This window comes from Chryseobacterium elymi (assembly GCF_003385495.1).
GTDB classification, from domain to species: domain Bacteria; phylum Bacteroidota; class Bacteroidia; order Flavobacteriales; family Weeksellaceae; genus Chryseobacterium; species Chryseobacterium elymi.
Map to the genome: position 1 here is coordinate 114699 of NZ_QNUH01000001.1, position 14666 is coordinate 129364.

Consider the following 14666-nt stretch of genomic DNA (forward strand, 5'->3'; position numbering starts at 1 on the left):
CTATGAATACTAAATAATAATTTAAAACAAAAAAAATGAAGAAAAAAATTATTGTCAACTGCCATAATTAGCTTTTGTCAATAACTTTCTATTAAAACGATAATGATGAATTAAAAAGCCATGGCCAAGTAGAACATACAGACATTGAAGTGTAAGTAATTTATGAGGAACATTTTTGGGGAGTCTTACCGCATATTGCTTCTTCCCGACAAAACTGCCCCTCGACTTAAAAAAAATAAATGACGGTCAGCCATTTTTACACTTTACTTAACCTCAACTCAGGTAATATTTTATTTATTGCGAATTCTATTCTTCAATAATAGTTGGGATTGGAATTCATTGTCTATAATATAGATTTCCCTGTATCATACAAAAATCAAACATCCTATTTCGAAAAAACACTTTTAATTTTATACGTATGAAAAAAAAATCGACACTAAAGATTTTTGCTGCAGTATTCTGTATTGCATCGTCTCATACATTTTCGAGGACAATTCCCGTCCCCGGGCATAATGAGACCAGTATTGGATTCAAACACAAAACACCCGTCCCGCCGAGTGTTTACGATTTGGATCCTCTTATCATCGTTTCACAAAATGTGAACGAAAAAGGGCTTGTCGTCATGAGCGGCCAGCTTTCCAAACCTTTTACTGACAGTAATATTCTCCTCTCTGTCAAGTATCAAAACGCTCAGGGAGAATGGATGACAGCATGGTGTAAAACTTTATACTCCTACAATCAGTATAATGAGATTCTAAAAGCAACTTTTGAATTGCCTGCTTCTGTAAACGCCACTTATAATTTAAAGGTTGAATTAAGCTCAGATTCCGGCACAGCTAATTTCAGCAGCGTGTACTGGGGTAAAACAGTAAATCATTACAAGTTATCTGATTATTCAGCAGCCAATTGCGATCTGGATGAAAATGAATACACTATTCTTCTAACACCAAAAAAAGAAGGAACTCTTATCACAGATGCTAATGGAAAAGTAACAGGGGTAAAGGACAGGGTGACCTCAGCATATTGGTGGAATAAGCTGGGCACTGTTATTATGAATAACAAAAAGGATGACAACGTTTTTTCGCCCACATCCCCTGCTGTTATCGACAATGATAATGGCGTAAAATCGGTTAAAATGACGAATTCAGGAGCCCCTACGGATATATTGGGAGCAACTCCCGAATCGATATACAACGAAATACCCGGACATCCTATTCCATATTTGTACACGTATAATGATCCTGTATATATGTTTGCAGGAAAATTTTCTATCAATGGTTTGTTGCTGAAATTCAGCCAATGGCCGGGAGATCCAAACGGACCAGGTTATCATGATTTCAGGAATCCAAATCAATTACAAAGCAGATATTTCAACACCTACAATACGATCTACGAAAAGCTGGCAGATTTTATTACAGATCAGGAGCCAGTTGTTGTAGTTTCCAGCCAGGCAACAGGATTCCGGGTTTATAAAAGTGACGGACAGTTTATCAGTATAAAATCGGCAACGGGACAGAGTAATTACGGAGCGTTATTTTTTGGATATGGCAACGATCAAGGGGGAACTAGAAGAGGTCCGGGATCTGAAAACCTAATCATTTCAAATACTCCTGAAATGACACTTTACGGAATGGGTGCTCTAAGAAATGATGCTACAACTTCCTCTCAATCTGTAAGATCTCTATCAGACATCGAGTCTGAGATTGCTAAGTTCATCAATTATGTAGGCGTTTTTGGCAACGTTAAACTGAGTACTACAGATTGTGCAAATGCCTGTTATCTATTAAATGCAGGAGCTGTTCCCGACAACAGTGCAGTAGACTGGACCAAAGCTCCAAACAGTTATGTTTTTACCGGAAAGGATAAAAATGGAAGCCAAGTGGATGGTTTATATATTCCTGTAAAAAAAGCTTACGAAATGTGGGCTAAAGGAGGAGATTTTATGAAAGATGACAATGGAAATTATACTAAAATTCCGGATGGTATTGCCAAAGCAGGGCTGTATTGGGAAGATGAACCTGGACTCATAAAATCTGTTACTTTAGAAGGCACAGGAAAAGATGCAAGGATCAAAGTAATGATCAACAAAATAAAAGAAGGTAATGCTGTTATTTCATACAAAGTGGATGACAAAATCTACTGGACATGGCACGTATGGGCAACGGATGACCCTTCTATAAACGGAAGCACTTATCATCACGGTTTCGAAAAAGATAAAGATGGTAATCCCGTTACCAACTGGAAGTGGATGGACAGAAACCTGGGTGCAACTAATGCGAATTTTGTAGGCAACGACTGGCATAAATCTGCCGGACTGCAATACCAGTGGGGAAGAAAAGATCCGTTTCCATCGTTTGGTCTTAAGGACTTAAGCCTTTATCCAATCAATGGGGAGATCAATTTGTCTTACACAGATCCTGCTTTTCAGTCTAAATTCATAAAAGTAAGGGGAAATAAATACACTGCCGAAATCAATACGGGAACAGATACGCCTAACGGAAATATCAGATTTTCTATACAAAACCCGATCAGCTTTATCGCAACGCCGGTGTTTGTAGCTAAAAAAGGGGAAGCTTTATTAAATGATGGTGAAGATTTCTTAAAACAGAATGACAACAACAGCTGGACACAGGTTGGCATCACCACGTGGTTTTCAAAAGAAAAATACAAGAAATACCTTCCTCCTTACCGCGAAAATATCGCAGCGTGGGATCTTTGGGGAGATACTCGCCAGGGGAATTATTCAGATATTGATGATGCTGTGGTGGGAGAAGCCAGTTCAAGATATGCTCTGAAATCACCATATGATCCATGTCCGTGTAACTGGAGAGTTCCTTCAAATTATTTTTCAGGAGGAAGAAATTCCGGTACTCCAATGCCTAACGAAAACAGATACAGTCCTTGGGGAAAACATACCGGAAATACGGTTGATCCTGAGTTCAGCCCTACAGCTTTAAATGCTGATTATCCGGGGATCAAGGTTTATCCTCAGTTTGGATTCGATTTTTCAGGGGTTTCCGGAATGAATCTGGGCAAATTCCCTATTAATGGAAATTATGAATCATATCCAAATGGAACAGGTCCGTTAAAATACGGAACAGGATGGATCACTCCGGTGGTGAACTTCCAGGATCAGAGTGCAGATGGTGGTTTATTAACGTCTACATTTATGACGGCAACTGAAGTAATCAATCAGGTAAGATATCCTTCATTTGGTGCTGCAGGTCTAACTTTAATTTCAGATCCGTTAAGCGGCTCCAAACCAAGACCGGGATGGCACAGATTCTCCAGCAGTGCTTATATAGGCAGTGGCGGTGTTCGTTGTATATACGACCCTAACAGTGCCTTTATGCCGGCAGCTTTTGAAACGGAATTCGTAGCTTCAACTACGGAAACCTATTCTCCGGAAACTGTAAAATCATGGACTAAACTACCAAACAGTTATGTAGAATACACCAATCCTGCTTTGGTAACTCCTAATCCGAACGGAAATAAAGTAGATCCCAATAAGGATAATGACAGGATCATTGAAATTCCAATAAGAAAAGCCTACGCTATGCACAAGCTGCATTTAAGCACAGATTTCTCTTTCCCGGCAGAAAGCACAAAGTCTTCTTCCGTGGTTTGGACCAACAATACGAGCCTGATCCAGAAGATGGAAATTGTAGATGGCCCGATAGATACTGCCATCTTAAAAGTTACCTTAAATCCTAATGCTACAGGAAATGCTGTCGTTGCCCTTCACGTAGGAAGCGGTACCTGGACAGCGAATAAGCACAATGATCCGGTACTGTGGAGCTGGCATATCTGGGCGCCAAGATCGGTTATTGAAACGTACACATATGATCCCGAAAACGCGACCAACGGCGGAGTTATTCCTGCCAATGATCAGTTTGTAGACCCGATGACCAGTGCAGGTGTTCCTATGAAGACTACCTTTATGGACAGGGATTTAGGGGCAAAGCTTCCTTTTATCAGTGAACATATTTATGGATATAATACATCTGCTTATACAGGGCCGTTAGGTTCTTATAACAATAATAATCCGGCTGCAGTGGCAAGGTTGGACCAAATGCATGACAGCGGCGGGCTTCATTTCCAGTGGGGAAGAAAAGATCCGTTACCGGTATTTTATAATCCGGGAATGTTTTACAATCATTTCGTTAATAATAGAAGACCATTCAATGACTATTTTGTGTACAGACAGAATAATCCTGCCAACCCAACTACAGGAGTTATTCCATATGCAAACAATATGTTGGAGCCCGAATATTTAACGAACTATACTCAACCTTACACTACCTATTCTACCACAGCCAATGTCTCTGCATCTGATTCGAAGGCAGATAAATTGAAGAAAGTAGTAAAATATTCTGTAAGCAACCCACTTAGCTATTTATATCAAACAGATACAGCAAAAATAGACTGGGTGTCTGATGAAAACGGGAATATGCCTGAAAGATGGGGACATGCTACAGAGAAATCTCCTTACGACCCTTGCCCTGCAGGCTGGAGAATCGTGGATATGGAAAGTGTGTCTACTGGTGTCATCCTTGGAAACCTTATTTCAAAAGGAAATACGCCTTGGTTCTACAATGCAAAATTCACGAATTCTTACGGGATTGATCCTGGTAAAGACAATACCTATGTAAGCAATGAGGCTTATGACATCAACAAAATGAATTATCTGGGCGGTTTTGTTTACGGAAATGCCTCAGGTATGGGCTCATTCAGATATGGATTTATTTTAAACAGGCCTGAATACAATATCGGCACATTCCCTAACAACGGAATAAGAGGATTCAACGGAGGAAATACCTTAGAGGCTTCCAAACTGGGAGGAAATCCGGATACCTTTATGAAGTCCGGAATCTGGACTGCCGCCAATCAGGGTGGTGCCGGTTCTTCTTTAGGAATGCTGTTTAATGCGGTGATCACCCAAACTGTTGGGGCTACGGATAAGCTGTATTATTTAACGCCAACGTTCGGTTTCCGTCCGCAGGCTGCGATGTCATGCCGTTGTGCAGAAATCAAGTATGACGCCAATGGAAACGAGATCGGAAGATACGAACCTTTCGCTATTCCGGTTCCTAAAAATGCTTTGGCAAAAGCAAAAGATGTCCTTGCAAAATCAGTGATTGAGGAAAAAGTAGCTCAGAACAAGCTTGAGTTCTTCCCGAATCCTGTAAAGAATATGCTGTATATCAAAGGCAATGATGTCGCTAAAGAGTACTATTATCAGATTTATAACCTGTCTGGCCAGCTGGTAAAATCAGGGAAGTTTGAAAATGACCGTACGGATCTCTCTTCTTTAATATCGGGAGCTTATTTAGTAAGAATCAACAATTCCGAAACAATAGTGAAAGTTATTAAAGAATAATAGCCAATTACTATTTAAAACTTGAACCGTCTCATTTTTGAGGCGGTTTTTTAATAGAATTAAGAATATTTTAATCTCCGGTTTTTATTTTTATCATTTATAGTTTGTAATTTTATGCAAGTTTTTAGTTTAGATCATTTATTCTTCAAAACAATTTGTCAGAAATGCCAGAAACAGCCCTTTTAAAACATGATTTTAAGCATATTTTAATATTAAACTTTGTTAAAAGTGGCTGCCTTTTCGGTAAAAATTATATTTTTGCATGATTATTGATTTAATCTATTGAATTTGAAAATAATTTAAACGAAATAAATAATTATAAACCTTTTAAGAAAATTATGTCACAATCGTACGAAATTATTTTTGAAAACAACAAGAAATGGGTAGAGTCTAAAATCAAGCAGGATCCAGCTTTCTTCGAAGAATTAGCTAAAACTCAAAATCCAGAATTTCTGTACATCGGATGTTCTGACAGTAGAGTGACAGCGGAAGAACTGATGGGCACAAAACCGGGCGAAGTTTTTGTAACAAGAAATATCGCTAATGTGATAAATACTTTAGACATGAGTTCAACAGCGGTAATCCAATATGCCGTAGAACACTTAAAAGTAAATCACATTATTGTTTGTGGACATTACAACTGCGGCGGTGTAAAAGCAGCGATGACCCCTCAGGATCTGGGATTATTAAATCCTTGGTTAAGAAACATCCGCGACGTTTACAGATTGCATCAGGCTGAATTAGACGCTATCGAAGATGAAGGAAAACGTTATGACAGACTTGTTGAACTTAATGTTCAGGAGCAGTGCATCAACGTGATCAAAATGGCCTGCGTACAGGAAAGATATATCATAGATGAATATCCTATTGTACACGGCTGGGTATTTGACCTTAGAACAGGTAAGATCATTGATTTGAAGATCGATTTTGAGAAAACTCTGAAAGACATCCAAAAAATCTACAACCTTACAAGTTCTGATTGGGTAATGAGCAGAAAAACAGACTAGTTTTTCTAAAATGAAAATGTAAGATGAAATTCTGGAGTATTATTGTATTGACCTTTTTCCTAAACTTCACAGCACTGCCGGGCATTGCTGCGGTTGCAGGCTGGGATATAGCAAGGACCAATGTAATCATAAATGAAGAAGAACCACATTCTCACCCATCATCTTTTATTGTTTACGAAAAGACTCTTCCGAAAACTTTGGACGTTTTCGATTATGTGAAGTTTTCAGAACCTGATCTTCAGGGCATATCTTTTGAGCTGATAGATGATTCCTTTCATCTGTCGCCCTTACTCACCATATTTTCTCCGCCTCCGGAAGCTTAGTTTTTAAGTATAGTTAAATTTTTATAGTATTCATATCAAAGCTGATATCGTATACATGTGCTTTAAAATTAAATTTCCAATCTTTTATAATTGATTATCTGAAGATAGATCAATCGGTTATAGTATTTTTCAAAAACATCATGAAAAAAACATCATTTATAGGAGGAATCAAGGAGAATTTCCCTTCAGGACTCGTTGTATTCTTAGTCGCGCTTCCATTATGTCTCGGAATCGCTTTAGCATCAGGAGCACCGCCTTTATCAGGTGTAATTGCCGGTATTGTAGGAGGACTGGTAGTAGGATTTCTAAGTAATTCAAATATATCGGTTTCTGGTCCCGCAGCAGGGCTTACAGCTATTGTTTTAACAGCTATTACAGATCTGGGAGCTTTCGAACTTTTCCTTTGTGCAGGGATCATTGCAGGGCTTATCCAGTTAATCCTGGGATTCATCCGAGCCGGTAGTATATCCAATTACTTCCCGAATAATGTTATTGAGGGAATGCTTGCCGCTATCGGTATCATTATTATTTTGAAACAAATCCCTCACGCCATGGGATTCGATAAAGATTACGAAGGACATGAATCTATTTTTGACAACGGTCTTAATTTCGGATACTTCACAGAATTATTCGGCGCAATACATATGGGAGCTATCCTAGTAACACTGGTTTCTGTAGGTATTCTTATTGCATGGGACAAGATCCCAGCTTTAAAAAGAATGAAAATGCTTCCCGGAGCATTAGTAGCAGTAGTGGCAGGTATACTTCTGAATGAAGCATTCAAAATGTCCGGAAGCTCTTTGGCGATCAGTACTCAGCACTTGGTTTCATTACCGGTTCCTCAGTCTTTGGCTGACTTCAAAAATCTTATCACAATGCCTGATTTTCATGGATTCACCAATCCTAAGGTATGGATAGTAGGATCAACCATTGCCATTGTCGCTTCTATTGAAACCCTGCTTTGTATTGAAGCCTCAGACAGATTAGACAGACAGAGAAGAATTACCGACACCAATCTTGAGCTTAAAGCACAGGGAATCGGAAACTTAATAAGTTCATTTATCGGAGGGCTGCCAATGACATCTGTGGTTGTAAGAAGTTCGGCCAATGCTAACGCCGGTGCCACCACAAAGCTTTCCGCCATGATCCACGGTTTGCTTTTATTAGTGTGCGTGCTTACTATTCCTTTCATACTGAATTTAATACCACTTGCCACACTTGCCGCAGTATTGATTCTGGTAGGATATAAACTGGCAAAACCTGCCACATTCAAGCATTTCTGGCATTTGGGTAAATTCCAGTTCATTCCGTTTGTAGCTACCGTTGTAGCTGTTGTGGCAACCGATCTTCTTAAAGGAGTTGGTATCGGTCTGGCTATTTCCGTATTCTATATCCTTCAGGGGAATATGAAGCGTGCTTATTATCTGAGCAGAGAAAAGCTGAATGATGCCGATGAAATCAACATTAAGCTTGCTGAAGAAGTTTCTTTCCTGAATAAGGCAGCCATCAAAAAAACATTAAAAAATATCAAGTCTAATTCTACCGTGACTATTGATGCAAGGGGGACTTCATATATTGCCACAGATGTACTGGAGATGATCCAGGATTTCGCCAATATCCGGGCCAAAGAAGAAGATATCAATGTGGAACTTTTAGGCTTCAAGACTTCATACAAAGATTATGAAACTGATGAAGACTCTCACATCCTGATCACACACAGAAGAGCTATGTAAGCTCATTACAGTAATTTTTAATTTTAAAAAGAATAAATCAATCATATGAAAGCACATACATCCGAAACTCAATCTACCATTAATCCTGAAAAAGCATTAGATTTTTTAAAAGACGGAAACCAAAGATTTGTGAATAACCTAAAAGCTAACAGAGATCTTTTAGAACAAGTTAATGCAACACGTGAAGGTCAGTGGCCTTTTGCAGTAGTTTTAAGCTGTATAGACAGCCGTACTTCTGCAGAACTTATCTTTGATCAGGGATTAGGAGATATTTTCAGTATCAGAATTGCCGGTAATTTTATCAATCAGGATATTTTAGGCTCAATGGAATTTGGCTGTAACGTTGCTGGTTCCAAGCTTGTTGTCGTTTTAGGACATACTAAATGCGGCGCATTAAAAGGCGGTTTGGACGCCGCACAAATCCAGGGAATGGGAATGGATAATCTGAATCATTTAATTAATCATTTCGATCCAATCATCAATGAAATCATTGAAGAAGGTGAGGAACGTTCATCAAAAAACGGTGCGCTTTTGGAAAGACTGAATCAGCAAAACGTAAAAAGTGCTATCGAAGATATCCGTACCCAGAGCTCAACACTTAAAAAGCTTGAAGACGAAGGTAAGATCAAAATAGTTGGAGCCAATTATGATGTTGAAACCGGAGTTGTTACCTGGCTTTAAGATGTAAAAACCTGTACATTTTTATTACATATAAAAATCATGTTATAGTTAGATTAGGAATTGATTTTAAAGTACAATAAAAGACCATCGGAGATTTTCCGATGGTCTTTATTTTTGAAATAACTATGATTGTGAGCCATTAAGACTTCATAAAGCTGTTAAGAAATAATTAAGGTAAAATTCAATTATTTTTTTAAGTTGACACTTAATTATTTTCCGTTGAATGCTGACATCGTATTATTAATACCGGCAAATACAAAGGACAGACTGGCTTTGGAGAATTTTTCAATTCTTTCACTCAGTTTTTCAGATTCTTCTTCATTCCAGATTCCCAATACATAATCTACCTGGCGGCCTTCGGAAAAGTCTGCAGAAATCCCAAACCTCAACCTTGCATAATTCTGGGTATTAAGCGTTTCATTAATACTTTTCAGTCCGTTGTGGCCTGCATCAGAACCTTTCATTTTCATTCTTAAAGTCCCGAAAGGAAGCGCAAGATCGTCTGTAATGATGAGTACATTTTCCAGTGGAATATTCTCTTTCTGCATCCAAAACTTTACAGCATTTCCTGAAAGATTCATATAAGTATCCGGCTTCAGGACAAGAACCTTTCTTCCTTTGTATTTTCCTTCTGCCATCCAGCCGAAATTGGTCGTATTAAATGAAGCTTCCAGTGTTTCAGCTATTTTTTCAGCTACTTTGAATCCTATATTGTGACGTGTATTTTCGTATTCAGGGCCTTTATTTCCAAGCCCGACTATTAAATATTTCATTCAGAAATTTTTTGCAAAATTAAGGGATAAAAAATAAAAAGCCCAATCTTACAAAAGATTGGGCCCGTATATTTTAAAGATTCTTTTAAAAAGGCTTATAAATGTAGTTTACACCAAATCCTTTAGTCATATAAGTCTGCGGATCATAGTTGTAATTAGTTGTCCAGCTAATCGGAGACGGGATAGGAGGAATAAGATCCGTTACCGATACTTTTTTAGGGTTATTCGGAGATAAGATATGGCTTTCCTTATCATTAATTTCAGTAGATAAAAGTCTTGAAATTTTGTATGCTGAAGGAAGCAGTGTAAATGGACTGATCTCAGTATCGTAATTTACAAAGTCATAGGCAAATCTGTTAATAGGCCTTCCAAATGCCCCTCCAGCCATAGGACCATAATTTCTTACCACTCTGGATACATTATCCCCTAAATAAGTATATCCTGTTTTAGAATAGCTGATAAACGCAAATGGTGTTCCGGAAACATCAGGACCATTTCTCATGATAATAGAATCCAGCTTTGCTGTAGATGCGTTATATTTTAAATCGTAAAGAGCCTTTGTTTTTCTTAAAAGCGTTTGTGGTCCAGGATTAGTTGCCGGTGGCACAGGTGGAGGTCTTCTGAAAACAGAACGGTTTTCAGAAATAGTTACCAGTTTATCATTGGGCCCATAAGTAAATAGCTGGCTGTAAGAAACACTGTCTTTATCAAGCTTCCCGTTTCCATCCAGATCCAAAAATCCATTAAAGTTAATTTGGCTTACTTTGTCACCGCTGTATGCAATGTTTATGACTGAAGCACTATCTGTGATTACTTTCGTAACCAAAAGTCCACTGTAGTGATATTCTGCTAATGTATCCTTATCTGTAATTTCTCTGTATAATGCTCTCGGGCCAATCAGCCCTCCTGTTTCATTAAGGTCCAATAAAGGATCCCCGTCTTCGTCTAACATGTCTTTACAGGAATGTATTGATGAAAGTCCTGCTATTAGTAAAATAAAGTAGAAAAGCTGTTTCATTTCCAGGTAATTGTTTATTTTTTGACAAATATAACTTTTTTTTGAACAAAAGTTATGTTTTTATTTATATTCCAGTAAAACCGATAATCAATTGGGCTTTATAGAGTTCTGTAAGTATATTTAAGAAGCAGATCCTTATCCGAAACAGGATAATTATAGGCATCATACAAATAGGTCATAGGTGTATTTACTGCAGGCGCGGGAGATGGCGGCATTACATATACCGATGTTGGATTATTCGGAGAAATTCTATAAAAATTCTCAGGACGGACCAGGCTCCATGCAGTAAAGAATGTTTTAGGGAGTGTGGAGAACGGATTAACCTTGGAATCATAATTCTGGTAGCTGTAAACAGTCATCTTCGCAGTAGCCATATTAGGTTCTCCGGTTGCTGTCAGCGTTCCTTTCGCACATTCAGCCTTGAAAATATTATCTCCCATATAGGTAAAAGTACTTTCTGTGAATAAACTGTATGCTGTATTTCCGGCCACCTTTCTTTTTTCAAGGATTTTCACAAGCTTCTTACCGCTGGCATCATAAGTAAATATATAATCACTTACAAAAGAATCGAATGCAGTAGCAGCGGTACCGGTACACGTGGCACTGTAAACATTGCCCTTGCTGTCTTCACTTACGCTAAAATCATAAGTCATACTTCCGGTTAGGCTTCCAAGAAACTTTATTTTCCCAATTTTATTACTGATATAGGTTACCGTACCCGTATAATAATTACTGGTATTTCCATCTCTAAACATACCTTTCTGAAAAGCAGTACCATTGACTGTATATTCTTCCTGAATAATGCCATTTACTGTAATCTTTTCCAGAACTCTGGCTGGAGGAGTAGGGTTCCCGTTGTTTCCGCCATTATTGGCGCTCGGCTCGAATTGATCTGAAGAAGAATTGTCACATGAAACCATAAGTCCGAAAAATACCCCGGCAATGATTTTAAAAAGATAGTTTTTTCCCATGAAAAAATATTTTAGTGAGTTGACAAATATAATTCATTTTTTTGACGAAAACATTTACTTATTCAACAAATTCATAACAATCTGTATCTTTTTACAAAAAAAAACCTAAAAACATAATGTTTTCAGGTCTTTATTTATGATGCATCATGAAATTAATAAGGCTGCAGGACAGATGTCGTTAAAACAGACTGAGACATTTCATTGTTCAGATACTCTGTGTTTACTGCCCTTCCTATTCCCAATGTTCCAGAATTAAGGTTTCTTTTTGTACAGGCCACCTTTACATTATAATTGTTCTTAGGAGTAAGATTCGTAAGTGTTGCATTAAGGTTGAATATCTTGTAACTTCCTTCAGAGCCTATTAAAACATCTGTCCTCACTGCTCTGAGTGAATTGTCTACGAAGATACCGCATGCAAAACCTGTTGAAGCATTCGAATTTCCCGTTTTTTGGGCGGTGGTCTGAAAGGTAAACGCCACTTTATTCACAGCATTGGTAATGGAAAAAGTGTCAACAGTTCCCGGAAGAACTGTCCATTCAGAGGTAATCGTTGTCCCTTCCGAATAAGGAGAGGTGGAACCGTTAGGAGTAGAAAAGCTTGCTCCTGTCTGGTCTGCAACAGTATTCAATGAAAATACTGACATACTTCCCTGCCCATCGGCAATTTTTATATTTTTCCAGTCATTCACATTCAATTCTGAATTGTTGTGAAAAATAGTTCCCGCAGATCCGGCAGATCCTCTCAGCAGATTCGTCCCCCCGGTCCTGATTTCTCTTCTAACGTTTAGGTCACCGTTTACATCCAGCATATTGACAGGATTTGGCGTGTTCACTCCTACTTGCGCAGTTGCCCACACTGCAAAAAATAAAGACTTTATGATAATAATTTTTTTCATGCCTGGATTAATTTATAATTGGATTAAATACCTGAGGAACCTCATACACATCAACTTTCAGGGAAGACTGAGTAATAAAACTGTTAATGTTGGTATCTGCATTTATTCCTATAGCCAATACAACATCACTTGCAGTTCTGTAAGATCCCAGCCTTGAACAGGCAACACTTACGTCATGCTGTCCTTTGGAAAGATTAGTTACTATCCCTATCTGATTGTGTGTAATAAAGGTACTCCCTGCACTACTTGCCTTTAAGTTTCTCTGTCTGAGATTAACCAGCTTATTATCCACAAAAATACCGCATGCATAATCTATGGAAATATCAGGTGTCCCATTCACAGGAAGATTAGCCTGTACCACAGTTTCAAACTGAAAATACGTTTTACTTTCTGTGCTGAATACATTGATAGGCTGTGACAGGCCTGTGATTTTCTTAAATCCCGGGAGGCTTGAAATGTCTGCTCCTTTAATAAAAACCGTATTTTTGGCAGTAATACTGGATTGTTCACTATTGGTAAATTTTACTCCGGTTCTGTCTGAAAAGGAGTTATTGAAGATAAGATAAAACTTATTCGGCTCATACTCAGGAATACGCAGTGACTTCCATATCGGAGGATAACCTTCTCCCTGAGAAACAAGAATCTGATCATTATTACCCTGAGACAAAGTATTATCCGTAACGTTAAGAACAACGATTTTATTCCTTAGATTCATATCACCGTTTATATCAAGCTTCGCTTTTGGTGAATCCGTTTTAATTCCCACTTGGGCAGAAAGAGACAGCCCTGTCATAAAAAACAGGATCGAAATAATATTTTTCATCACAATTAATTGCTTTTATAAGTTACGTATTCAATAACATCAATCTTCATAACAGACTCCAGGGTAAATGCATTGGAAACCGTATTGGTATCAGATACATTACGCCCGATTGTAAACTGTGAACTTAGATTTGAGGAATTGATTTTTCTACAGGCCACCTCAAGCTTCTGTGCGCCTAGCGGAACATTCTGCTCTGTATAATTAAGGGTGAAAATATAATCCTGAATCCCCAGCTTCTCTGTATTATTGTTCGAAACGATCTTATCCGGACGTACCGCTACCAATTTGCCATTTCTGAAAACCCCGCAGGTAAAAGTGACAGACTGGGAAGTTGTTGCAGACGGAGCCTTCATTTCAACACCTGTTTGAAACTGGTAAGTAAGCCTGTTCTTTCCGTTTTTGATGATAAAATTGTTCTCAAGTCCGGCAATTTTTAACCATCTCCCTTTTGATGTATCGCTAATGTCATCCCCTACATTGTTCTTATAAACATTATCTGCCGCAACACCATTGGAGAGTTCTGTAATACCTGCCTGATCTGATGACAAATATGAATTGATCAATTTGTACTGCCCTTCCTCCATAAAGGAAACATTCAATGATTTCCAGACAGGAGGCAGACCTTCTCCCTGTGAGACCAAAACTTGCCCGTTCAGACCTGCATTTCCAACCTGGGCGGATGTACCGCCTACTCTAAGTTCTTTTCTTAAGGTGGTTTTCCCATTGATATCGAGAGTAGATTTAGGAGTAGATGTCCCAATTCCCACCTGCGCGTTCACACAAAGCGATAAAAGCCCGGCTGCGCAATAAATAATTCTTTTCATAATAAGGGCTGCAAAGGTATGAATTTAAATCATAAAAAACCATTTACAAACCCGTAAACCCGTACTAATAAAGCAATTATGCTGTAGAATTTAATGTAATAAAAAGTAGAATTATTACTACAAAAAACACTTTTAAAACCGGCCTGAATGAGATTGCATCAATCAAACCCAATGTCAGCCGATGATTCAGCATTATTTTTTATCATCATATTGTGACTTCAAATGCTTCTAAATCCG

The 14666-nt window shown here is 38.3% G+C and carries 11 protein-coding genes; 5 read left to right on the top strand and 6 right to left on the bottom strand.

The features are described from left to right. Window positions 1-418 precede the first annotated feature (418 nt). The 5 genes from DRF60_RS00510 (at window position 419) to DRF60_RS00530 (ending at window position 9124) form a co-directional block, all read left to right on the top strand. Window positions 419-5380, top strand: coding sequence for a T9SS type A sorting domain-containing protein (locus DRF60_RS00510; protein ID WP_116010177.1), 4962 nt, complete (start codon window positions 419-421; stop codon window positions 5378-5380). 338 nt (window positions 5381-5718) lie between these two features. Beyond that, on the top strand, window positions 5719-6387 hold the full coding sequence (locus DRF60_RS00515; protein ID WP_116010178.1) for a carbonic anhydrase: 669 nt from the start codon (window positions 5719-5721) through the stop codon (window positions 6385-6387). A 23-nt stretch (window positions 6388-6410) separates the two neighbouring features. Beyond that, window positions 6411-6710, top strand: coding sequence for a hypothetical protein (locus tag DRF60_RS00520; RefSeq protein WP_116010179.1), 300 nt, complete (start codon window positions 6411-6413; stop codon window positions 6708-6710). A gap of 140 nt (window positions 6711-6850) precedes the next feature. Further along, complete coding sequence (locus tag DRF60_RS00525) at window positions 6851-8443, top strand: SulP family inorganic anion transporter (RefSeq protein ID WP_116010180.1); 1593 nt, start codon at window positions 6851-6853, stop codon at window positions 8441-8443. Between the two features lie 45 nt (window positions 8444-8488). Then, window positions 8489-9124 carry a carbonic anhydrase gene (locus DRF60_RS00530; protein ID WP_116010181.1) on the top strand — a complete coding sequence of 212 codons (636 nt, stop codon included), beginning with the start codon at window positions 8489-8491 and terminating at the stop codon, window positions 9122-9124. Between the two features lie 209 nt (window positions 9125-9333). On the opposite strand, the gene pth is transcribed toward DRF60_RS00530, so the two are convergent. The 6 genes from pth to DRF60_RS00560 form a co-directional block, all read right to left on the bottom strand. Beyond that, window positions 9334-9897 (bottom strand): aminoacyl-tRNA hydrolase, encoded by a 564-nt coding sequence (pth, locus tag DRF60_RS00535; protein WP_116010182.1) that lies wholly within the window; start codon window positions 9895-9897, stop codon window positions 9334-9336. Window positions 9898-9982: 85 nt separating this feature from the next. Continuing rightward, complete coding sequence (locus tag DRF60_RS00540; protein ID WP_116010183.1) at window positions 9983-10915, bottom strand: hypothetical protein; 933 nt, start codon at window positions 10913-10915, stop codon at window positions 9983-9985. 98 nt (window positions 10916-11013) lie between these two features. After that, entirely contained in the window at window positions 11014-11886 is an 873-nt protein-coding gene (locus DRF60_RS00545) for a hypothetical protein (protein ID WP_116010184.1), read from the bottom strand. A gap of 152 nt (window positions 11887-12038) precedes the next feature. Further along, window positions 12039-12782, bottom strand: coding sequence for a hypothetical protein (locus DRF60_RS00550; RefSeq protein ID WP_116010185.1), 744 nt, complete (start codon window positions 12780-12782; stop codon window positions 12039-12041). A gap of 7 nt (window positions 12783-12789) precedes the next feature. Next, window positions 12790-13605 (bottom strand): hypothetical protein, encoded by an 816-nt coding sequence (locus DRF60_RS00555; protein ID WP_116010186.1) that lies wholly within the window; start codon window positions 13603-13605, stop codon window positions 12790-12792. A 5-nt stretch (window positions 13606-13610) separates the two neighbouring features. Next, a complete protein-coding gene (locus DRF60_RS00560; protein ID WP_116010187.1) occupies window positions 13611-14429 on the bottom strand; it encodes a hypothetical protein in 819 nt (272 codons plus the stop codon). Window positions 14430-14666: the final 237 nt, after the last annotated feature.